This window comes from Plantibacter sp. (genome assembly GCF_059073635.1).
Genome location: NZ_JCACOF010000005.1, coordinates 197980 through 218805, shown reverse-complemented (window position 1 = coordinate 218805; position 20826 = coordinate 197980). Strand labels below are relative to the sequence as shown.

Genomic DNA, 20826 nt, shown 5'->3' with positions numbered 1-20826 from the left:
GATGGCGAGGACGGGTGCTGCGAGGTGGTTCATGATCCGTTCCGGTGGTGCTGGTCGTACTGATGGCGCATCGGCGCCGCGGTGGAGGCCGCGGTGAGGAGTTCGGTGACCCGGTCGGCGGACGCCCGGGAGGCCGCGAGCGTGTCGATCACCGGCAGGGGCAGGACGGCGTCCTCGGAGATCGGCAGCCCGACGCTCACGACGACGGCGTCCGGGCGGACCAGCGCGACGCGGTCCACCGCGAGCCGCTGCGGGGTGTCGTCGCCGAGGCGGTCCGCGAGGAGGACGACCCCGTCGTCGGCGGGGATCGTCGCGAGCAGGAGGGTCAGCTCGTCGGAGGCGGGCGCCTCGGCGTGCTGGATCCGGTGTCCGGAGGCTCGGGCCGGCAGCGAGCCGGGTGACGTCGAACCGTTCGGCGAGTGACTCGGCGAACGGATCGTGGGCCGAGGCGACGGCGAACGTCGGTCGGTCGCGGAGGTCGACGAGGGTGATCGCCGAGGCCGTCGATGGCGACCTCGCCCCGGACGCGCACGACCCGCCGGATGGCGTCGGAGAAGCGCCCTTCGACAAGCTCAGGGACCGGGGAAGGGCTGACGGACCGCGCGAGCCACGCCACACGGGCGGCCGCGCGCTCGACGATCGCTCGATCGAGCTCGCCGTCGGCGACTGCGGCGCAGACCGCCTCGAACACCTCGAGGTAGTCGTCCTCGTCGGTCGTCGCGCCCTGCTTCGGCCCGAGGTTGGACGGGTTGCCGATGCAGAGCAGGTCGACCCCGGCCTCGAGGGCGAGGACCGCCCCGCGTCCTGAGCCGGTGGTGGACCGGATGGCGGCCATGTCGAGCGCGTCGGAGATGATCACGCCGTCGAAGCCGCTTTCGCGCAGCCGACGGAGGGGGATCGGGTTGAGCGTCGCCGGGGCGTCACCGAACGCCGGGACGACGATGTGGGCGGTCATGACACTCGCGACGCCGGCGGCGATCGCCGCGTCGAACGGTGGCAGGTGCTCGGCTTCGAGCTCCGCCAGGTCCAGGTCGATGCGGGGCAGATCCAGGTGCGAGTCGCTCGCCGTGTCGCCGTGGCCGGGGTAGTGCTTGACACACGCGGCGACCCCGCCGGCCTGCAATCCGTCGACCATCGCGGCGACGTGGCGGGAGACGAGCTCGGCGGTGGGGCCGAACGAGCGCACCCCGATCACCGGGTTCGCTGGGTTGGTGTTCACATCGGCGACGGGCGCGAGGGCGACGTTCGCCCCGGCGGCGTGGAGCCGCTCGGCGAGTGCCGCACCCACCGCGCGCGTCGTCTCGACGTCGTCGAGTGCACCGAGCTGCGCATGCCCGGGCAGGGTGGAGCCCGTCTGCGCCTCGAGGCGGGAGACGTTGCCGCCCTCCTCGTCGACGCCGATGAGGATCTCGGGCCGGTGGTCGCGGAGTTCGGCCGACAGCGCCGCGACCTCCGCGGGGTCCGAGGAGAGGTTCTGCCCGAAGTACACGACGCCCGCGAGGCCGCCGTCCAGCTCGCGCAGCAGCCAGTCCGGGGCGGTCCGGCCGAGGAAGCCCGGCCAGAGGACGCCCCGGACGAGCCGCGCGACGTCGGGGTCGATCATCCCTTCACCGCTCCGGACACCAGTCCGCCCGAGAGGCGGCGCTGCACGAGGATGAAGAAGATCATGACCGGGATCGTGATGATGGTCGACGCCGCCATGACCGAACCCCAGTCGTTGGAGTTCAGGCCGAAGAACTGCTTGAGGCCGATGGCCACCGTGTAGTTCTCCGTCGAGCCGCCGAGCAGGGTCATCGCGAAGATGAACTCGTTCCAGGCCGTGATGAAGCTGAACACGCTCGTCGCGACGAGGCCGGGGGCCACGAGCGGGAGCATGATCGAGCGGAACATGCGCCACCAGCTGGCGCCGTCGAGGAACGCCGCCTCTTCGAGCTCCACGGGCACCGCCGCGACGAAGCCGCGCAGCATCCAGATGCCGAACGGCAGTGCGAGCGCGACGTACACGATGATGAGCCCGAGCAGCGTGTTGAGCAGCTGCAGGTCGCGGATCTGCACGAACAGCGGGATCACGAGCGCCTCGAGCGGCACCATCTGCACGACGAGGATCATGAGCAGCACCGCGGTGCGGAACTTGAACCGGAAGCGGGCGACCGCGACCGACGCCAGGAGCGCGACGGCGGCGGAGATGAGCACCGTCGCACCGGCGACGATCGCGGAGTTGCGGAGGAAGACCGCGAACCCGCCGTCGGTCAGCACCGACTCGAAGTTCGTGAACGACAACTCCTTCGGGAAGAAGGACTGGCCGCCGCTCGACGCCTGCGCGTCGAACGCGCTCGACAGCATCCAGTACGCCGGGAACAGCGTGAACACGAGCAGGAGGGTGACGAGGATCGCCTTGACGGTGTTCGAGCGGATCTTCCGACCGCTCGCCTTCCGGTGCATCGGGACCTGCGGCTTGGTGGACCGGTCGGTGCCCGGTCCTTCAGCCGGTCGACGGGCGGCGGTGGGGGCGGGAGCGTGGGTGGTCACAGTTCGTCCTCCTTCATGAGGGCGCGGATGTAGACGATCGTGATGCCGAGCAGGACGAGCGTCAACAGCACCGCGATCGCGGAGCCGAAGCCGTAGCGGTTCTGCCCGAAGGACTCCACGTACGACCACACGCCGAGGTTCAACACCTCGCGGTTCGAGCCGGAACCACCCGGCATGAGGTAGATCTGCGCGAACACCTTGAAGTCCCAGATGGTCGACAGGATGATCACGACCGAGAACACCTGGCGCAGCGACGGGAAGGTGATCTGGAAGAAGCGACGGAACGCGCCCGCCCCGTCCATCTCGGCGGCTTCCAGCATCTCCTTGGACACGCCGAGCAGGCCGGCGAGGACGGTGATGGCCACGAACGGGAAGCCGTGGTGGATCACGTTCAGCAGCGCGATGCCGTAGAACGTGAACTGGTTCGTGAACCAGTTGAAGGGCTCGTCCATGAGCCCGAGCCCCATGAGCGTCTGGTTGACGATGCCGCGGTCGGCGTCGAAGATCCAGACCCAGACGTAGGTGCCGGTGACGGCGGGCATCGCCCAGGCGACCATGATGGCGCTGCCGACGATGGTGCGCCAGAAGGAGCCGAGGTTCGCCATGAGCAGGGCGACGAGGGTGCCGAGGACGACCGTACCGATGACGGCGGCCGCGGCGAAGAAGACGGTGTTCGGGAGGACGACGGTCCAGAGGGTCGGGTCGGCGAAGACCTCGGCGTAGTTGGCGCCGCCGTTGAAGTTGGTGTCGCCGCTGACGATCTCGCGCAGGCCGTAGTCCTGCAGGGAGAACAGGACGACGCGGATGAGCGGCCAGAGGAGGAGCACGGCGAGGATGAGGAGCGCCGGCGCGAGCAGCAGCCAGGGGCGGGTGCGCATCAGGAGGCGCAGCCGCTTGGGGGAGGGGCCCCCGGCCACCCGCGAAGCGGGGGCTTCGCGGGTGACCGTGGGCGGGGTGAGGGTCGACACGATCGGCTACTTGCCGTTCATGATGTCGTCCATCTCCTTGGCGGCATCGGTCGTCGCCTGGTCGACCGACTTGCTTCCGGAGAGGATGGCCTGGATCATCGCGTTGGTGGTCTTCTTCGCCTGCACCGCACCGAACTTCGGGGTCACGGGGAGGGAAGCGCCGCCGTCGACGAACTGCTCGGCGAAGGGCTTCACCAGCGGGTCGTCGCTCTCGGTCGAGTCACTGAGGAGCGAGGTCTGGCCGGGGAAGTAGCCGGTCTGCTCGGCCCACTCGGAGGCGAACTTGCCGGTGGTCATCATCTCGATGAACTGGAACGCGAGGTCCTTGTTCTTCGAGGTGTTGAACATGCTGAGGTGCGAACCGCCGAGCACGGAGGGCGACATGCCGCCGTCTTCACCCGGGATCGGGATGGCGGCGAACTTGCCCTCGAGCTCCGGGTTCTTCTGGACGATCGTCGCCGGGGTCCAGGAGCCCATGATCGCCATGGCGACCTTGTCCTGCACGAAGTTGTCGAGGACGTCCGTCTCCTTCCAGGTGGTGGCACCTGAGGAGGAGAGGTCGTACTTGGTGGCCAGGTCGGTCCAGAACTGGATGCCCTTGCGTGAGTCGTCGCTCGCGAGCCCCGACTTCCAGGTGTCGCCGTCGAGCTCGGAGACCTCGCCGCCGGCGCCCCAGACCCAGGGGTACGCCGTGAACTCGGCGTCACCGGGGACGGGGAACGGGATCATGTCGGGCTTGGCGGCCTTGATCGCGGTGCCGGCGTCGATGATCTCCTGCCAGGTGGTCGGCGCCTTGAGGCCGAGCTCCTCGAAGACGTCGGTGCGGTAGACGATCGAGCGGACGCCGGCGTACCACGGCATGCCGTAGAGCTCGCCGTCGTACGTACCGGAGTCGGCGAGGCCCTTGACGAGGTCGTCCTTCAGGCCGGCCTTGTCGACGTAGTCGCCGATGGGGGCGAGGGCGCCGGCATCGGCGAACTCGGCCGTCCAGGTGGTGCCCGTCTCGGCGACGTCGGGGGTGGTGTTCCCGGCGATCGACGTCACGAAGCGGTCGTGGGCGTCGGCCCACTGCACGTACTCGACCTTGAGGGTGGCGCCGGTCTCCTTCTTGAAGGCCGAGCCGACCTCCTTGAAGAAGGCCTCGGAGTCGGGGTTGGTGCCCTGCATGATCCAGACGGTGAGCGTCTGGCCGTCTGCCGAGACGTCGCCTGAGCCGGAACCGCCACCGGCACAGGCGGTGAGGCCGAGTGCCGCGGTGGCGAGGACGGCCAGCGGAAGGGTGCGCTTGCGCATGGTGCTGCTCCTCGATTCTGGGATCGGGAGTCCGAGCCGTCGTTGGCCCGGGATCCGGAGTGACCGGGAAACCGCGGTCGATCCCTGCTGTTTTCAGTGGGTGTGGAAACAGTATTCAATAAGTACAGGAAGCTTGCAAATATTTTCCAGCACTGCAACACGGTCGTTACCTGCGTGACGGACGTGTTTCACGAAGCTGCGAGAACCGTGAGTGCGAGGCGGCGGTCGGGCATCGCCGCCGTCAGGCCGTGCGGAGGATGATCACGCGCATCGTCGCGGCGGCCCGCTCGCCGTCCTGCGCCTCGATCGCCGACGCGAGGTCCGTGTGCAACGCCGCGTCGTGGTGGTCGATGCCGTCGCCGGGCAGCTGGTCCACACGATCCCGGAGGGCCTCGTCGACGGCGTCGCCGACCCGGTCGAGGATCGGGTTCGCCGCCGCGCGCCGGATGAGGCGATGCAGCAGGAGGTCGGCCTCGAGGAACGCGATCGGATCCTGGCGAACCGCGGCCGCGCGGAGCGCCTCACTCGTCACGCGGAGCTCGCGGGCGTCGTCGTCGCTGCGTCGCTCGGCCGCGAGCCGTGCCGACTCCGGCTCGGTCGCGGTGCGGAGTTCGCGGATCGCGAGGAGGGTGGACTCCCGTCGTCCGCTCGCCAACGCCCAGCGGAGCACCCGAGGCTGCAACCAGTCCCAGCTCGACGACGGCTGCACGGTGTGGCCGACGTGCGCCTTGCTGGCGAGGAGTCCCATGCCGGAGAGCACGCGGGTCGCCTCCCGGACCACGGACCGCGAGTGCCCAGAGCGGTCGACCAGCTCGTCCACCGTGCACACCGTGCCGGCGGGCAGTCCGCCGTCGACGATGTCGGTGCCGATCCGGTCGAGCGTCCGTTCGAAGGCCGATGTCCCCGGTGCGCGACTCACGCCCGTGCTGACGGACGGGTGGGGGAGATCACGAGCTCATCGATCCGCACGTGTGGCGGGCCGTCGAGGATGAACCGCACGGCGCGGCCGATGTCCTCGGGTGTCAGCATCGTCTCGCGCGCCGACGCGTCCGGCACCTGCGGCCGCATGGAGAGGAACGGGGTGTCGACGTCGCCCGGGCAGAGGTGGGTGGCGCCGACGCCGCGGAGTCCCTCCTCCTCGTTGAGGGTCGCGCAGAGCGAGGCGAGCGCGGTCTTGCTCGCGCTGTAGGCGACGCCACCCTTCGTCGAGAAGCGCCAACCGGCGAAGGAGGAGATGACGATGATCCGTCCCTGTGCGTCACGGATGGTGGGCAGTGCGAGATCGATCGTCCGGGCGACCGAGGTGAGGTTGGTGTCGACGATCGCGGCGAACTCCGTCATCGACTGGTCGTCCCACCGACGCCGTGGTGCGTTCAGGCCCGCCGCGGTGACGAGGTCGTCGACCGGGCCGAGCTCGGCGACGATGCGTTCGTGGGCTCGGGTGAGCGAAGCGGGGTCCGTCGCGTCGGCCTCCGCGGCGACGGCCACACCGCCGGCGGAGGTGACGGCCTCGACGGTCTCGAGGAGCGCCTCGCGGCGTCGCCCCGTCACGGCGACGCGCCAGCCCGCCTCAGCGGCAGACACCGCCACGGCCTGCCCCATGCCGCTGCCGCCACCCGTCACCCAGAGCACTCGATCCGTCATGACGCCAGTGTATCGAGCTGATCGATCATAAGTATGTTTTACTCGCCTGGTGCGCACGCTGCCGTCGACACCGGGTCGACGCGTCGACGGACGCGCTCAAACGACGGGAGACACCGATGCTGCTGGACCTGACGGATCGACGGGTGATCGTGACCGGAGGTGCTCGCGGAATCGGGCTCGCCCTCGTGGAGTCCTTCCTCGCCGAGGGGTCCCGCGTCGCGGTGCTCGACCTCGACGTCTCCTCCCTGGACGCGCTCGTGGCGTCCCACCACGGCGACCTCGTCGCCATCGCATGCGACGTGCGTTCCGAGGAATCGGTGTCGAGCGCGGTCGCGGCGGCTGCCGCCGGGCTCGGAGGGATCGACGTCCTCGTGAACAACGCCGGGGTCAACGTGCAGTCGCTGCTCGAGGAGACGAGCGACGCCGCGTGGACGAGGTGCTTCGACGTCAACGTCGGCGGCGTCTTCCGGGTGTCGAAGGCGGTCATCCCGTATCTGAAGGAACAGCGTTCCGGGCGCATCATCAACGCCGCGAGCTTCGCGGCGGTCATCCCGAGCGTCGGCAGCGCGGCCTACGCGGCGTCGAAGTCCGCGGTGGTGCAGCTCACCAGGGTCCTCGCGAGCGAGCTGGGGCCGTGGGGCATCACGGTGAACGCCTACGCCCCCGGCATGGTGCCGACGGCGATGAACGGTTTCGCCGAGCTCCCGACGGCGCAGCAGGACGAACTCCTCGACACGCTCTCGGTGCGCCGATGGGAGGAACCGGAGGACGTCGCGAACGTCGTCCGGTTCCTCGCGAGCGACCAGGCGGGCTACGTCACCGGTGCGCTGATCGACGTCAGCGGCGGCAAGTTCGCGACCCAGTTCCCAGCCCGCGCTCGCCCCTGATCAGGCTCTGGACCCGACGGGATCCGGGCGGTGGACCGACCGGATTCGCGGGCGATGGAAGCGACGGATGTCGGACCGACGCGCCCGGGAACGACGTTCCCAGGCCCAGATTCGCAGCCAGCGCGAAGGGCGCTTACGATACCGTGGACGGCACATCCGGAGGCCCGCTGCGCGGGTCGTCGGACGGCCGTCGAGTGGGCTGACCGGGGCAGGTCCACACCCGCAGGATCGTCGGGATCACCATCTGGAGCAGAGGAGTTCGGTCAGCCGTGGCTTCACGAGTGCACGAGTCGGAACGTCGCCGTTCGCGCGATGCGCGTCGAGGGCGCCACCGTGCCTCCGCCCAGATCGAACCCTTCACCCGCGGGTTCAGCGCCCTCGGTGAGCTGGCCGCGTCGGGCGCGCAGGTCAGCCTCCGGATCAACGACATCACCACCGGCGAGATGCTCATGTCGGCCGACGACCACGTCGTCGTGCCCACTGCCTCGATCGGCAAGGTCCTCCTCCTCATCGAGGTCGCGGCCCGCCTGGGCGACGCCGACTTCAGCGGGCTCACCATCCTCGACCGCGAGCCACTCGACGCCGTCGCCGACTCCGGGATCTGGCAGCACCTGCAGGCGCCGTCCCTCCCGGTCGCCGACCTCGCGGCCCTCGTCGGCGCGACGAGCGACAACCTCGCCACGAACGTCCTGCTCCGCCACATCGGTCTCGACGCCGTCCGCCACCGTGCCGAGGAGATCGGGCTGAAGCGCACGGCCCTCCTCGACATCGTCCGCGACCACCGCGGCCCCGACAACGCACCGCAGCTCTCCGTCGGTTCCGCCCGCGAACTCGCCTGGCTGTTCCAGGCACTCGCGACGGGCGAGATCGTCGACGCGACCACGAGCCGCCGGGTCCTGGCCTGGTTGTCGCTCAACACCGACCTCTCGCTCGTCGCCTCGGGCTTCGGGCTCGACCCATTGGCCCACCGTGAGCCCGACCACGGCATCCAGCTCTTCAACAAGACCGGTTCCGGGGTCGGCGTGCGAGCCGAGGCGGGTATCCTCCGCGGCCCGAACGGCGCCGTGAGCTACGCCGTGTGCACGAGCTACGACGACACGGAGCTCGGCACGCGCCTCGGGGTGGTCGACGCCGTTCGGATCCTCGGCCAGGACCTCCTCGAGTACGTGCACTGAGCCGGTCTCACTCCTCCGGTCCCAGGTTGACCGGTCCCTGAGCGTGTCGAAGGGCTCACCTCCGCCGGTCCCTGAGCCTGTCGAAGGGCGTCTCCGTGGGCACTTCGACAAGCTCAGTGACCGGGATGGCTGATCGTGTGCTGCCGGTCCCAGTTGTCATCGGTCCCTGAGCTTGTCGAAGGGCAGGATCCCCTGTCGGAGGGCTCCTCAGTCGATGAGCCCCGCCGCCGCCAGGCGCTCGAGCACGTCGCGTCCCGCAGGTGGGCAGCGGTCGAGTGACTCCGTGCCCACCCAGTGGACCGCGCTCACCTCGGCGGAGGGCGTCGGTGTCTCGTGCGTCTCGGCCGCGAAGACGTGCATCCGCACGAGCCGGCCGTCGGGCTCGCCGTGCGCCTGCGTGACCACCGTGAACAACGGCGACACCCGCGCCGGATCGATCTCGACCGCGACCTCCTCGCGTGCCTCCCGGACGGCGGCCTCGGCGGGCGTCTCGCCCGCGTCGATCTTCCCGCCCGGCATGTAGAGGACGTCGCGGCCGCGAGCCGTCACCATGAGCACCCGCCGTCCGCGGACGATCGCGACCGCGGACACGAGGATGTCGGGGAGCGCGCTGCCCGAGCTCTCGGGTGCGCGGCTCACCGGTCGGCCGGGCTCTCGGTGTCGAGTGCGGGCCGCACCCGATCGGCGAACCCGTCGACGGCGAGTTCCACGGCGTCCTTGAGCTCGTCCGTGCTGAGGATCACGAAGTGACCCGGCACCGGGAGGAGCACGTTCGTCGCTCCGGGCAGCACGCTGCTGGACGGCACGTGCGGGTCGAAGGTGCTGTAGATCGAGACGATGTCGGCGTTGACGTCGTGCGGGGCGCCGAGCGCGACGATGGTCTCGTCCGTCGGGAGGAAGGCGCGGAGGCTCGGGTCGACGACGTACTTCGCGAGCACCGACCCGGAGAACGGCGAGCAGATCGCGACGACCCCGAGCAGGCCCAGCCGCTCGCGTTCGGTGAGGAGCAGCTCCTTTCCGACGAGGCCTCCCTTGCTGTGCGCGACGATGACGCACCCGGCGGCGGGCTTCGGCAACCGCCCGAGCGCGCGGGCGAAGCGGGCCGCCGTGTCGCGGATGGGTTTGCGGTTGTATCCGAGGCCGCGGGCGATGCGGATCCGGTAGCCGTCGGCGTTCAGGCGGTCGGCGACCGGCTTCAGGAACGCCCAGGTCTCGTACACGCCGGGGATGAGGACGACGACGGGGCGACTCGCGTCGCCTCGGGCGTACTCCCTCGGGATTCGGCCGCTGAAGAAGGCCCGCGTGTGCCAGACGACGGAGTGGACCCAGTCGACGGCGACGATCCCGGCGATGGTCAGCGCGCCAGGCCGCTCGGCGACCGGCGGGGCATCGGCGAGCGTGACGTCCTCGGCTTCCGCCACCGACTCCTCGTCCATCCGCACCCCCTCGTCCATCTTGCCACCGCCTCCGGTGCCCGCCGCGCGAGCCCAGTGAACATCAGGGATCGCGGGTTACCCTGTGTTGACAAGGCGACGGCGCGCTGCAAGCATGAGTCCGTTCGTCGAACCCCTATGCGCGAGGTGCACCTTCATGACTGATCCGAACTCCGGCCAGCCGAACGACCCATACGGTCAGAGCCAGAACCCCCAGCAGCCGGCCTACGGCGAATCGCAGGTTCCGCCGGCTCCGCAGTACGGCGAACAGGCTCCGCAGTACGGCCAGCCCTCGCCCTACGGTGAGCAGTCGGGCCAGCAGGCTCCGCAGTACGGCGAGCAGCCGAAGTACGGTCAGCCGCAGGCGCCCTACGGCGAGCAGCAGAACCCCTACGGCCAGCCGCAGGCACCCTACGGGCAGCAGCAGAACCCCTACGGCCAGCCCGCCGCTCCGTACGGACAGCCCCAGGCGCCGTACGGCTACGCGCAGCCGACCGGCCCGAAGACGAACGTCATGGCGATCATCTCGCTCATCGCCCCGTTCGTCGGGTTCGGCGTCGTCGGCCTCGTGCTCGGCATCATCGCGCTCGGTCAGATCAAGCGCACCGGTGAGCAGGGCCGCGGCCTGGCCCTCGCCGGCACCATCGTGAGCGGCGTCTCGGTCCTCGCCGGCATCGTCGTCATCATCTTCTACATCCTCATCTTCGCCGGCGTCGATCGGCGCCGCGAGCTCGTACGACTACAACTACGACTACTGATCCACGGCCTGCTCCGCAGGCGGATCACGACGGGCATCGGCATCGCGCCGGTGCCCGTTCGTCGTTCCAGCGCCCTTCCCGCCCCGGTCCCTGGGCGGTGACCCTCCTCCCGTACCTGAGTAGCACCCCTCTCCGGTCCCGACTGAGCCTGTCGGGTCGAAGGGCGGTGCGTGACCCGTTCCCTGAGCGGCAACCCTCTCCGGTCCCTGAGCTGCGCCGCACTGAGCCTGTCGAAGTGTCGAAGGGCACACGAGGAACGTCCATGGTCGGGTCGCGTGTTCGCGCACCTCGACAGGCTCGGTGACCGGGGTTCGGCTCGGTGACCGGAGCCACCCGACGCGAGAGCCCGGTGCCGTCGGAAGCCTAGGAGGCGGAGGCGGCCGAGTCGGTGTCGGCGACCGGCGCGACGACCGCCGGTGTCTGCGGGACGTCGATGCCGAAGAGCGTCTGCAGCGCCGTCGTGTACGCGGCCTGCTCGCCGTTGCGGGCGAGGTTCCGTGCGCGCACCGTCGGTTCGTGCAGCAGCACTCCGGCGAGGTGACGCAGTGCGCGGGCGGTCGAACCGTCGTCGTCGCCGCGAGCGGTCGCACGGGCGACCTCGGCCTCGACGAGTGCGTGCACGTGGCTGCGGAGTGCGACGACGGCGGGCTCGAGGCTGCGCTCCTCGCCGACCGCGGCGAACTTCTGTGCGGCGCGGCTGACGATGGAGCGCGCGACCTCGGTGGCCTGCAGCTCCTCGAGCGGCGCGTGGATGCGGATGGTCTCGAGGTCGAGCAGGACGACACCGGAGACGGTGGAGACGTCGGGGTCGACGTTGCGCGGCAGGCCGAGGTCGATGACGAGCTGTGCCGACGCGTGCGGCACCGGGCACTCGGCGGCGGCTTCGGTGATGACGTCGTGGACGAGCGCGGAGACCCCGGTGGGCTCGGGTGCGGCCGGTGCGTCGGACGCGGTGACCAGCGAGAGCGTCGGTGCGTCCGTGGCAGCCGCGGCTCGCGCACGGTGGTCGGCGGCGACGGCCGTGCGACCCGCGCGGAGCAGTTCGGCGTCGACCACGTGGCCCTCGGCGGTGGTGCAGGTGACGATGATGTCGACCTCGCCGGTGGTGCGGGCGAGGTCGTCGTGTCCGATCCAGCCGATCTCGTGCGAGCGCGCGAACTTCTCGGCGCGGCCGGACGGCGAGTACACGAGGACGTCGGTGACGCCGCGGTCGCGGAGGGCGGCGAGGCTCGCGCCGGCGTACGCACCGGTGCCGACGAGCAACACGCGCTGCGTGGCCCAGTCGTCGATGCGGCTCTCCGCGAGGTCGAGGGCGAGGCGCACGATGGAGCGACCGGCGCGCCCGAGCGGCGTGCGGTTCTTGATGCCACGGGAGGTCTGGGACGCGCGCTGGAACAGGCGCTCCAGTTCGGAACTGGTGGTGCCACCGGCGCGAGCGGCCTCGAGGGAGCGCCGCACCTGGCCGGCGATCTCGCCCTCACCGACGACGACGGACTCGAGTCCGGCCGACACGGCGAAGAGGTGCTCGGCTGCCGCGGTGCCGACGCTGAGGTCGAACACCTCCCGCAGCTGCTCGGCGGGGATGCCGGTGGTCTCGCTGACGGCCTCCGCAGCGGCCTCGAAGGCGACGGATGCGGCGGCGGTGACGGGCTCGTCGAGGTCGATGTACGCCTCGAACCGGTTGCAGGTGGCCACGACGACGGCACCCGAGACGCACTCGTGGTGCTCGACCAGGCGCGCGGCAACGCCCTCGGCACCGACTGAGAGTCGTTCGAGGAGGTCGAAGGTGGCGTTCTTATGGCTCGCCGTCACACACATGAGCACCCGATGAGTCTACCCGAGCGGGCACGTCGGCCTCTCCGGGAAGCCACCCAGGTGACCCTCACCCGGTCGCACGCGTCCCCCTCCCTCTCAGGGCGGAGATGGGAGGATGGAGGGGTGAGTCTCCCACCCGAACACCCCCTCGTCACCGGCGTGACCCAGTCGTCGCCGCTCATCACCGCGTACCGCGGCACCCGTCCCGAGCGGACGCCCGTCTGGTTCATGCGTCAGGCCGGCCGGTCGCTGCCCGAGTACCGCGAGTTGCGGATCGGGACGGCCATGCTCGACGCCTGCCTCGACCCGGCGATGGCGAGCGAGATCACCCTCCAGCCCATCCGACGGCACGGGACGGACGCGGCCATCTTCTTCAGCGACATCGTGGTGCCGCTGAAGCAGGCCGGGGTCGCGGTCGAGATCGTGCCGGGCCGTGGTCCCGTCATGGGGTCGGCGGTTCGGACGGCCGCCGAGGTCGACGCGCTCGTCGCGCTCGACCCGGCCGTCCTCGACGACACGCTTGCACCGATCCGCGAGGGCGTCGCGCTCACCGTCGCCGGGCTCGCGGGGATCGGCGACGGCCGCACGCCGCTCATCGGCTTCGCGGGTGCGCCGTTCACGCTCGCCGCCTATCTCGTCGAGGGCGGACCGTCGAAGGACCACCTCGCCGCCCGCACCCTCATGCACGCCGACCCGGAGTCGTGGGCGAAGCTCATGGCCTGGTGCGCGGACGTCACCGGTCGCTTCCTCCGCGCCCAGGTGCTCGCCGGTGCGTCGGCCGCGCAGCTCTTCGACTCGTGGGCGGGGGCGCTCTCCCTCGAGGACTACGAGCGTCACGTCGCCCCGGCCTCCCGGGCCGCGCTCGCGCACGTCGCCGACCTCCCGGTCCCGAAGGTGCACTTCGGCGTCGGGACGGGCGAGCTGCTCGGTGCGATGCACCGGGTCGGCGCCGACGTGGTCGGGATCGACTACCGGCTGGCGCTCGACGAGGGCATCCGACGTCTCGGTGGCGGCGTCCCCGTGCAGGGCAACATCGACCCGGCACTGCTCGCAGCCCCATGGCCGGTCCTCGAGGCGCACGTCCTCGACATCCTCCAGCGCGGGACGGCGGCGCCGTCGCACGTCCTCAACCTCGGCCACGGGGTCCCGCCCGAGACCGACCCGGACGTCCTGACCCGCATCGTCGCCCTCGCCCACGATTGGCAGCCCGCATGAGTCTCGAGCCGAAGCGTCTCGTCGTCATCGGCGGTGGTGTGGCCGGACTCGTCGGCGCGGTCGACTGCGCCAAGGTCGGCATCTCGGTGACGGTCGTCGACGCGCAGGAGTCGTTCGGTGGCGCGCTCGCGGCCGCCGAGGTCGCAGGTCTCCGCGTCGACGTCGGTGCCGAGAGCTTCGCGACGCGCGGTGGCTCGGTCGCCGAGCTCATCGAGCAGCTGGGCCTGACCGACCGCGTCGTGCGTCCCAACCGGGCCGGGGCCTGGTTGCACGTCGCCAAGCCCGGACAGCCGCAGCGGAGTGTCCCGCTCCCCAAGGCGGGGCTGCTGGGCATCCCGACGAACCCCCTCGCCGACGACGTCCGTCGGGTCATCGGCTGGAAGGGTGCCCTGCGCGCCTACCTCGACCGCATCCGCCCGCCGCTCACGATCGGCACCGAGCACAACCTCGGTGCGCTCGTCCGGAAGCGCATGGGCGCGGCCGTCCACGACCTCCTCGTCGCACCGGTCACCTCGGGCGTCTACTCGGCCGCTCCAGACGACCTCGACGTCGACCGCGCGGCTCCCGGGCTGAACGCCGCGCTGACCCGCACCGGGGCGCTGTCCCTCGCCGTCGCGGCTCTCCGGGAGAACGCGCCCGCCGGTGCCGCGGTCGGTGGCCTCGACGGTGGCATGACCGTCCTCGTCGACGGCTTGACCGCCGAGCTCGAGCGGTGGGGGTCGACGCTCATCACCGGCGTCGCCGTCACGGCGATCTCCCGGAACCCGTTCGACATCGACGTGGACGGACCGGGTGTCGGCCTCGGCGACGCCGGCCTCCCGCGGATGAGCGAGCGTCCCGCGGCCGCCGGCGCGTCGAAGGCCCCCTGGTACGTCGCCCTGACCGACGGCCGGGTGCTCGAGGCCGATCTGGTCCTCATCGCGACGCCCGAGCAGCCGGCCCGCAACCTGCTGGCCGACGTCGGGCCGGCGCTCCGCGACCTCCCCGCCGCCGGCGACGACGCGGGCGACCCGGTCCTGCCGGCGCCGATCGAGCTCGTGACGATCGTGCTCGACGAACCGGCACTCGACGCCGCACCGCGTGGCTCCGGGCTGCTCGTCGCACCCGGCTCGACGCTCCACGCCAAGGCGCTCACCCATGCGACGGCGAAGTGGGCCTGGCTCGCCGACCGCGCGAAGGAGCAGGGCGAGCACCGCCACGTCGTCCGCCTGTCCTTCGGTCGTCAGGGCGAAGCCGACGCGACGAGCGCGTTGACCGACGAGGAGCTGCTCTCGACGGCGTTGCACGACGCGTCCGCGATGCTCGGCGTCCAGCTCGACCCGGGCAGCGTCCGCGGCTTCCACCGCATCTCCTGGACGGGGACGCAGCCGACCGCCGCCCGCGGCCAGCGCGAACGCTCGACGGCCATCCGGGAAGCAGTGGCCGAGGTGCCCGACCTCGCGGTCACGGGTGCCTGGTTGTCGGGCACGGGGCTCGCCTCGGTGGTGCCCGACGCCCACGAGGCGGCGGCACGACTCCGCCATCAGGCGCTGCAGCGGTAGACACGCCCATATGCCCGACCCGGCATCTTTTCCTGTCAACCCCCGACCGGATGGTGGCGTCGGAGTGACACCCGACTACGCTGGTCCCGTTGGATGCAGCATCACAGCACCACTCGAACAGACGGAGGCGCCATGAAGGGCAAGGTCATGTTCGTCGTCGGTGGGCTCACGGGCTACGTGCTCGGTACCCGCGCCGGACGCGAACGCTACGAGCAGATCAAGACGCAGTGGGTCAAGCTGTGGAACGCGAAGCCGGTGCGCGCGCAGCGCGGCAAGGTCGAGGACTTCGCCAAGGCACGCATCAGCGAGGTCCCCGCGGCTCTGTGGAGCGGCGTCAGCGCCGTCGCGAAGGTCGTCAGCCAGCAGGGCTCGACGCCCGGCCAGAAGCTCGACACTTCGACAGGCTCAGTGCACCGCAAGGCTGAGTCGAAGACCGAAGACACCGTCCAGGACGTGTCCGAGACGGTCAAGGACGCACGCACGGCCTCCGGCACCTCGACGTCGTCGGCCTCGAAGCCCGCAGTGCGCAAGCCTGCCGCGCCCAAGACGACGGCACCGAAGCCCAAGAGCGGCGAGTAGCACCGACGATGCCGTTCATGAGTGACCGCAACCGCTCGGAGCCGCGCTACGACAAGCGCGACGAATCCCTCCTGACCCTCGTCGGCCAGCTGCCCGGGGTCGTCTCGAACCTGGTCAAGGCCGAGATCGCCAACCTCAAGACGCAGCTGGCCCACAAGGGCAAGTACGCGGGCATCGGAGCGGCGTTCGTCGCCGGTGCCGCGGTGTTCCTGTTCTTCGCGGTCGGCGTGCTCGTCGCCGTGCTGATCCTCGCGCTCGCGCTCGTCATGCCCTCGTGGCTGGCGGCGCTCTGCGTCTTCGTGCTCTTCGTCCTCGTCGCGGCGGTCCTCGTGCTCATCGCGCTGCGGTACTTCAAGAAGATCAACGAGGACCCGAGCCCGATGGACAACGTGAAGGAAGACATCAAGGCAGTGAAGGGACTCGGCGAGTATGACCGTTGACCAGTTCCCGGGGGCGACGCCCTCGCCCGAGCAGGCTCGCGCCGAGCTCGTCGCCACGCTGAACGCGATCGAGGACAAGCTCAACGTCCCGAAGCAGGTGCACCGCGCCAAGCGTCGTGCCATCGTGCAGATCGCGACCGTCAAGGTCGAACGCCCGGCGGTCTTCTACGCCGGTGTCGCGGGCCTCGCCGGTGCGGCCGGGCTGGCCGTGTGGGGCATCGTCCGCGCCATCGCGCGCTGACGCGTCCCGCCGCCGGTCAGTCCCTCGGGGTGGCCACGCGCGTCATCGGGACGTGCACGATGTCGTCCTCCACGTAGTCGGGGCCGCTGATCTCGAATCCGAACCGGCCGTACCAGTCGGCGAGGCGTTTCTGGGCGCCCATGCGGAGTTCCCGATGCCCGTGGTCGGCGACGGCGCGGCGGATCAGTTCCGCGGCGAGACCCCGCCCGCGGGCGGTGAACGCGGTGGCCACCCGTCCGATCTCCGAGTGCTCGGCCTCGGTCAGGATCCGGATCGTCGCGAGCACCTCGTCGCCCTCCTGCGCCCAGGCGATGAGGGTCCCGTCCTCGATGTCGCGTCCGTCGAGATCGGCGAAGAGCGCCGTCTGCTCGACGACGAAGACGTCGACGCGGATCTTCAGCACGCGGTAGAGCGTCACCGGATCCATCTCGGCCGCTCTGGCGACGTGGTACTCGACGGGAGGCTGCTCGCTGATCATCACCCGACTGTATCGGCGGTGAGGCTGGGCTCGGTGTCAATCGTGACCTGCCCCTTTTGCCCAATCGACCGAACTGGGTGAGGATAGGACTATGACTCACCCGGCCTCTGCCGAGGCATCGCACCACCCGACCGACTCAGCCACCCCGACTGGCCCCTCAGGATTCACCCTCTGGGCTGTCCTGCGCCGCGAGCCGGCGAGTGCGCTGCCGCTCGGCGAAGAGCATGTCTCCGAACTCGAAGCATCCATCGCGCTCGTCGAAGCCCAGGGCGTGACCCTGCGCGGCATCTACGACGTCTCCGGCCTCCGCGCCGACGCCGACCTCATGCTGTGGCTCCACGGCGACACCGCCGAGGGCCTGCAGGCCGGCCTCCGGGAGCTGCGCCGCACCGCCATCCTCGGTTCGCTGGCGCCCACCTGGAACGCCATGGGCGTCCACCGCGACGCCGAGTTCAACCGGCAGCACGTCCCCGGGTTCCTCCGCGGCATCGAGCCGAAGGGCTGGCTCTGCCTGTACCCCTTCGTGCGCAGCTACGAGTGGTACCTCCTGCCGGAGGAGGAGCGTCGCAAGATGCTCGCCGAGCACGGCCGTCAGGGCGCGGCGTTCACGGGTGTGCTCGCCAACACCGTCGCCTCCTTCGCCCTCGGCGACTACGAGTGGCTCCTGCCGCTCGAGGCCGACGACGTCGTCGAACTCGTCGACCTCATGCGCGACCTGCGCAACACCGAAGCGCGCCGCCACGTGCGCGAAGAGGTGCCGTTCTTCACGGGCCGCCGTATCACGCCCGCCGAGGCATTGGAGGTGGTGCGCTGATGGCCGCCATGAACCTGGGGAGCACCGGAGCCGAGGCCCCCGAGCGCATCGTCCGCGGCGCGACCGACGCTGCAGCGGCCGGTCCTGAGCACGTCTCCGAGCCGACGGACTACGACGCCATCCTCCTCGCCGGCTTCGGCGGGCCTGAGGGCCAGGACGACGTCATCCCGTTCCTCCGCAACGTCACGCGCGGGCGCGGGATCCCCGAGGAGCGTCTCGAAGAGGTCGCGCACCACTACCGCCACTTCGGCGGCGTCAGCCCGATCAACGACCAGAACCGTGCGCTCAAGGCGGCCCTGGAGCTCGAACTCGCCTCACGTGGCATCGACCTCCCGGTCCTCTGGGGCAACCGCAACTGGGACCCGTACCTGCGCGACGCGCTGACCGAGGCGCACGAGCGCGGCTTCACGAAGCTCATCGCGATCGCCACGAGCGCCTACTCCTCGTACTCGAGCTGTCGGCAGTACCGCGAGGACTTCGCGATCGCCGTCGACGAGACGAACCTCCAGGGCGAGATCCAGATCGACAAGGTGCGTCAGTTCTTCGACCACCCCGGCTTCGTGACCCCGTTCATCGACGGTGTCCGTGACGCGATCGCCGAGTACCTGCGCGAACAGCCCGAGCTCTCCGCCGAGACGGAGATCGAGGTGCTCTTCGCGACGCACTCGATCCCCACCGGCGACGCCGCGCGCTCCGGCCCCGACTTCCGCGGCTTCGGCGACCACGGCGCGTACGAGGCCCAGCACCTCGCGGTGGCCGAGGTCGTCATGGCGAACGCCATCGACCAGCTCCGTGAGGCCGGTGTCCTCGGTGGCGCGGTCGGCAGCGGTGTCTCGGTGCCGTGGCAGCTCGTCTACCAGTCCCGCTCGGGCCCGCCGAGCATGCCGTGGCTCGAGCCCGACATCAACGACGCGATCGCCGAGCTGCCCGCCGCCGGCCGCAAGGCGATCGTCATCGTGCCGCTCGGCTTCGTGAGCGACCACATGGAGGTCATGTGGGACCTCGACAACGAGGCCATCGAGACGGCCGGCGAGCACGGCCTGGCCGCCGTCCGCGTCCCGACGCCTGGCACCGCCGCCGCCTACGTCAAGGGACTCGTCGACCTCGTCCTCGAGCGCCGCGACGGCACGCCCGTCGAGGAACGACCGCACATGACCGACCTCGGCCCCTGGTACGACGTCTGCCGCCCCGGGTGCTGCGAGAACGCCCGGCTGGGCTTCAAACCGGCGTTCTCGGGGATCGCCCCATGACCCTTCGCATCGGAACCCGCGGCAGCGCCCTGGCGCTGGCGCAGACCGGTCATGTGGCCGACGCCCTCACGGCGGCCACCGGTGAGGACGTCGAGATCGTCACCGTCACGACGCAGGGCGACACGAGTCGCGAGTCGCTCTCGACCATCGGCGGGACGGGTGTGTTCGTCAACGCGCTCCGCGACGCCCTGCTCGACGGCGCGTGCGATCTCGTCGTGCACTCCTTGAAGGACCTGCCGACGGCTCCGGCCGAGGGCTTCACGATCGCCGCCATGCCGATGCGCGAGGATCCGCGCGACGCCCTGTGCGCCTCGGACGACCGCTCGCTCGACGACCTGCCGCAGGGTGCCAGGATCGGCACCGGCTCACCGCGTCGGATCGCCCAGCTGAAGCGCATCCGGCCCGACCTCGAGGTCGTCGACATCCGCGGCAACATCGACACCCGCCTGCGCCGCATCGACGACGACCTCGACGCCGTCGTCCTCGCGGCCGCCGGTCTCACCCGCCTCGGACGCCTCGACGCCGTGACCGGGCTCTTCGACCTCGACACCTGGCCGACCGCGCCGGGGCAGGGGGCGCTCGCGATCGAGTGCCTCGACGACGACGAATCGTCCATCGCCGGTTCCATCGCGTTGCTCGACCACGCGCCGAGCCGCTGGCAGGCCACGGCGGAACGGGCCGTGCTCCGTCGGCTCGAGGCCGGTTGCTCGGCCCCCGTCGGCGCGGCAGCCTGGCTCGACGACGAGGACCTCGTCCTGCAGGCCGCCGTCTACTCGCTCGACGGCACCGAGATGATCCACCTGGAGAGCCGCGCGGAGGGCTTCTCCGGCGACGGACACGGACGCGAGCTGCTCCAGGCGGCCGACGCACTCGGTGTCTCGCTCGCAGACGAGCTCATCGAGGCCGGCGCAGCCGACCTCGCCCCGCTGGGAGGCGCTGCGTGAAGGACTGGACGAAGTCGAACACCGTTCCCACCGCCACCAAGCCGCTCGGCGGGTGGCGCGTCCTCGTGCCGCGCGGCGGTCCGTGGGGCGACTCGGTCGCCGGGACGGTCCGTGGCAAGGGCGGGTCGCCCGTCGTCGCCCCGATGATCAACTTCGCCAGCACCGACGACCCGGAGACCCTCGGGGCCGCGCTCGCGGCGCTCGAGGCGGGCGAGTTCGACTGGCTGACCGTGACGAGCGCGACCACGGTCGACGTGCTGTCCTCGCAGCGGATCCGGATCCCCGAGACGACGAGGGTCGCCGCCGTCGGCGAGACGACCGCTGCCGCGCTCACCGCCGTCGGCTACAGCGTCGACCTCGTGCCGGCGAAGGACAACTCCGCCAAGGGCATGGTGCAGGAGCTCACGGCGCTCGAACCGCACCCGAAGCGCATCCTCACGCTCCGCTCGGCCATCGCCAAGCCGCTCCTCACGGAGGGCCTGATCGCCGCCGGACACGACGTCCAGTCCGTCGTGGCCTACCGCACGGTCGGTGTCCCGGTGGCCGAGAAGATCGTCGCCGACGTCGCCAGCGGCCGGGTGCGTGCCATCCTCGTCACCTCGGGCAGCGTGGCGGAGCAGGTCCGTTCGCAGTTCCCCGAGATCCCCGAGAGCACCGTCATCGCGGCGATCGGACCCCGCACGGCTCGTGACGCCCGAGGCTACGGGCTCCGGGTCGACGTCGTGGCGGAGCAGCAGACGGTCGACTCGCTGATCGAGGCGATCGTGTCCGTGGCGCTCAGCCGGAACCGCGACGAGGACGCCGGCGACGGGATCCGCTGAC

At 70.7% G+C, this 20826-nt stretch carries 23 protein-coding genes; 12 read left to right on the top strand and 11 right to left on the bottom strand.

The features are described from left to right. Positions 1-29: 29 nt before the first annotated feature. From AC5JOC_RS04825 to AC5JOC_RS04795, 7 genes are all read right to left on the bottom strand, one after another. On the bottom strand, positions 30-239 hold the full coding sequence (locus AC5JOC_RS04825) for a hypothetical protein (protein ID WP_494245583.1): 210 nt from the start codon (positions 237-239) through the stop codon (positions 30-32). An 86-nt stretch (positions 240-325) separates the two neighbouring features. Continuing rightward, positions 326-1603 carry a glycoside hydrolase family 3 protein gene (locus AC5JOC_RS04820; RefSeq protein ID WP_494245582.1) on the bottom strand — a complete coding sequence of 426 codons (1278 nt, stop codon included), beginning with the start codon at positions 1601-1603 and terminating at the stop codon, positions 326-328. Further along, entirely contained in the window at positions 1600-2442 is an 843-nt protein-coding gene (locus tag AC5JOC_RS04815) for a carbohydrate ABC transporter permease (protein WP_079706980.1), read from the bottom strand. The genes AC5JOC_RS04820 and AC5JOC_RS04815 overlap by 4 nt, the downstream gene beginning before the upstream one ends. An 83-nt stretch (positions 2443-2525) precedes the next feature. After that, complete coding sequence (locus tag AC5JOC_RS04810; protein ID WP_370282131.1) at positions 2526-3497, bottom strand: carbohydrate ABC transporter permease; 972 nt, start codon at positions 3495-3497, stop codon at positions 2526-2528. A gap of 6 nt (positions 3498-3503) precedes the next feature. After that, positions 3504-4790, bottom strand: a complete 1287-nt coding sequence (locus AC5JOC_RS04805) for a sugar ABC transporter substrate-binding protein (RefSeq protein WP_064294926.1) — start codon at positions 4788-4790, stop codon at positions 3504-3506. Between the two features lie 241 nt (positions 4791-5031). Then, positions 5032-5709, bottom strand: a complete 678-nt coding sequence (locus AC5JOC_RS04800; protein ID WP_159876241.1) for a FadR/GntR family transcriptional regulator — start codon at positions 5707-5709, stop codon at positions 5032-5034. Continuing rightward, positions 5706-6434 (bottom strand): SDR family oxidoreductase, encoded by a 729-nt coding sequence (locus AC5JOC_RS04795; RefSeq protein WP_494245580.1) that lies wholly within the window; start codon positions 6432-6434, stop codon positions 5706-5708. Before AC5JOC_RS04795 ends, AC5JOC_RS04800 begins: the two co-directional genes overlap by 4 nt. Before the next feature lie 116 nt (positions 6435-6550). On the opposite strand from AC5JOC_RS04795, the gene AC5JOC_RS04790 reads away from it, so the two are divergent. Continuing rightward, the gene (locus AC5JOC_RS04790) at positions 6551-7321 is read left to right on the top strand and encodes an SDR family NAD(P)-dependent oxidoreductase (protein WP_159876237.1); all 771 of its coding nucleotides are present in this window, start codon (positions 6551-6553) and stop codon (positions 7319-7321) included. Between the two features lie 269 nt (positions 7322-7590). Continuing rightward, entirely contained in the window at positions 7591-8496 is a 906-nt protein-coding gene (locus AC5JOC_RS04785; RefSeq protein ID WP_064294922.1) for a serine hydrolase, read from the top strand. Positions 8497-8703: 207 nt separating this feature from the next. On the opposite strand, the gene AC5JOC_RS04780 is transcribed toward AC5JOC_RS04785, so the two are convergent. After that, the gene (locus AC5JOC_RS04780) at positions 8704-9135 is read right to left on the bottom strand and encodes an NUDIX hydrolase (RefSeq protein WP_342365758.1); all 432 of its coding nucleotides are present in this window, start codon (positions 9133-9135) and stop codon (positions 8704-8706) included. Next, on the bottom strand, positions 9132-9950 hold the full coding sequence (locus AC5JOC_RS04775; protein WP_494245578.1) for an esterase/lipase family protein: 819 nt from the start codon (positions 9948-9950) through the stop codon (positions 9132-9134). The genes AC5JOC_RS04780 and AC5JOC_RS04775 overlap by 4 nt, the downstream gene beginning before the upstream one ends. 136 nt (positions 9951-10086) lie before the next feature. Here AC5JOC_RS04775 and AC5JOC_RS04770 point away from each other — a divergent pair, with 136 nt between their 5' ends. Beyond that, complete coding sequence (locus tag AC5JOC_RS04770; RefSeq protein WP_494245576.1) at positions 10087-10788, top strand: DUF4190 domain-containing protein; 702 nt, start codon at positions 10087-10089, stop codon at positions 10786-10788. Positions 10789-11050: 262 nt separating this feature from the next. Here the strand turns inward: AC5JOC_RS04770 and AC5JOC_RS04765 are convergent, their stop codons facing one another. Then, positions 11051-12511 carry a glutamyl-tRNA reductase gene (locus tag AC5JOC_RS04765; RefSeq protein ID WP_494245575.1) on the bottom strand — a complete coding sequence of 487 codons (1461 nt, stop codon included), beginning with the start codon at positions 12509-12511 and terminating at the stop codon, positions 11051-11053. Positions 12512-12625: 114 nt separating this feature from the next. Here AC5JOC_RS04765 and hemE point away from each other — a divergent pair, with 114 nt between their 5' ends. From hemE to AC5JOC_RS04740, 5 genes are all read left to right on the top strand, one after another. Beyond that, a complete protein-coding gene (gene hemE / locus AC5JOC_RS04760) occupies positions 12626-13717 on the top strand; it encodes a uroporphyrinogen decarboxylase (protein ID WP_370581909.1) in 1092 nt (363 codons plus the stop codon). Further along, entirely contained in the window at positions 13714-15258 is a 1545-nt protein-coding gene (locus tag AC5JOC_RS04755; protein ID WP_494245573.1) for a protoporphyrinogen/coproporphyrinogen oxidase, read from the top strand. Before hemE ends, AC5JOC_RS04755 begins: the two co-directional genes overlap by 4 nt. A 132-nt stretch (positions 15259-15390) precedes the next feature. After that, entirely contained in the window at positions 15391-15837 is a 447-nt protein-coding gene (locus AC5JOC_RS04750) for a hypothetical protein (protein ID WP_079706357.1), read from the top strand. A 17-nt stretch (positions 15838-15854) separates the two neighbouring features. Then, on the top strand, positions 15855-16277 hold the full coding sequence (locus AC5JOC_RS04745) for a phage holin family protein (protein WP_064294953.1): 423 nt from the start codon (positions 15855-15857) through the stop codon (positions 16275-16277). Further along, complete coding sequence (locus tag AC5JOC_RS04740; protein ID WP_079003603.1) at positions 16267-16518, top strand: DUF3618 domain-containing protein; 252 nt, start codon at positions 16267-16269, stop codon at positions 16516-16518. Before AC5JOC_RS04745 ends, AC5JOC_RS04740 begins: the two co-directional genes overlap by 11 nt. Before the next feature lie 16 nt (positions 16519-16534). Here the strand turns inward: AC5JOC_RS04740 and AC5JOC_RS04735 are convergent, their stop codons facing one another. Continuing rightward, a complete protein-coding gene (locus tag AC5JOC_RS04735; protein ID WP_124767653.1) occupies positions 16535-16996 on the bottom strand; it encodes a GNAT family N-acetyltransferase in 462 nt (153 codons plus the stop codon). 91 nt (positions 16997-17087) lie between these two features. On the opposite strand from AC5JOC_RS04735, the gene hemQ reads away from it, so the two are divergent. Genes hemQ through AC5JOC_RS04715 form a run of 4 tightly spaced genes read left to right on the top strand, consistent with a single transcriptional unit; the run spans position 17088 to position 20825 of the window. Continuing rightward, positions 17088-17810, top strand: a complete 723-nt coding sequence (gene hemQ / locus AC5JOC_RS04730) for a hydrogen peroxide-dependent heme synthase (protein WP_064294913.1) — start codon at positions 17088-17090, stop codon at positions 17808-17810. Continuing rightward, positions 17810-19060 (top strand): ferrochelatase, encoded by a 1251-nt coding sequence (locus tag AC5JOC_RS04725; RefSeq protein WP_124767651.1) that lies wholly within the window; start codon positions 17810-17812, stop codon positions 19058-19060. The genes hemQ and AC5JOC_RS04725 overlap by 1 nt, the downstream gene beginning before the upstream one ends. Next, positions 19057-20004 (top strand): hydroxymethylbilane synthase, encoded by a 948-nt coding sequence (hemC, locus tag AC5JOC_RS04720; protein ID WP_085514301.1) that lies wholly within the window; start codon positions 19057-19059, stop codon positions 20002-20004. The genes AC5JOC_RS04725 and hemC overlap by 4 nt, the downstream gene beginning before the upstream one ends. Then, positions 20001-20825, top strand: coding sequence for a uroporphyrinogen-III synthase (locus AC5JOC_RS04715; protein WP_079706361.1), 825 nt, complete (start codon positions 20001-20003; stop codon positions 20823-20825). The genes hemC and AC5JOC_RS04715 overlap by 4 nt, the downstream gene beginning before the upstream one ends. The last annotated feature ends 1 nt before the right edge of the window (position 20826 follow it).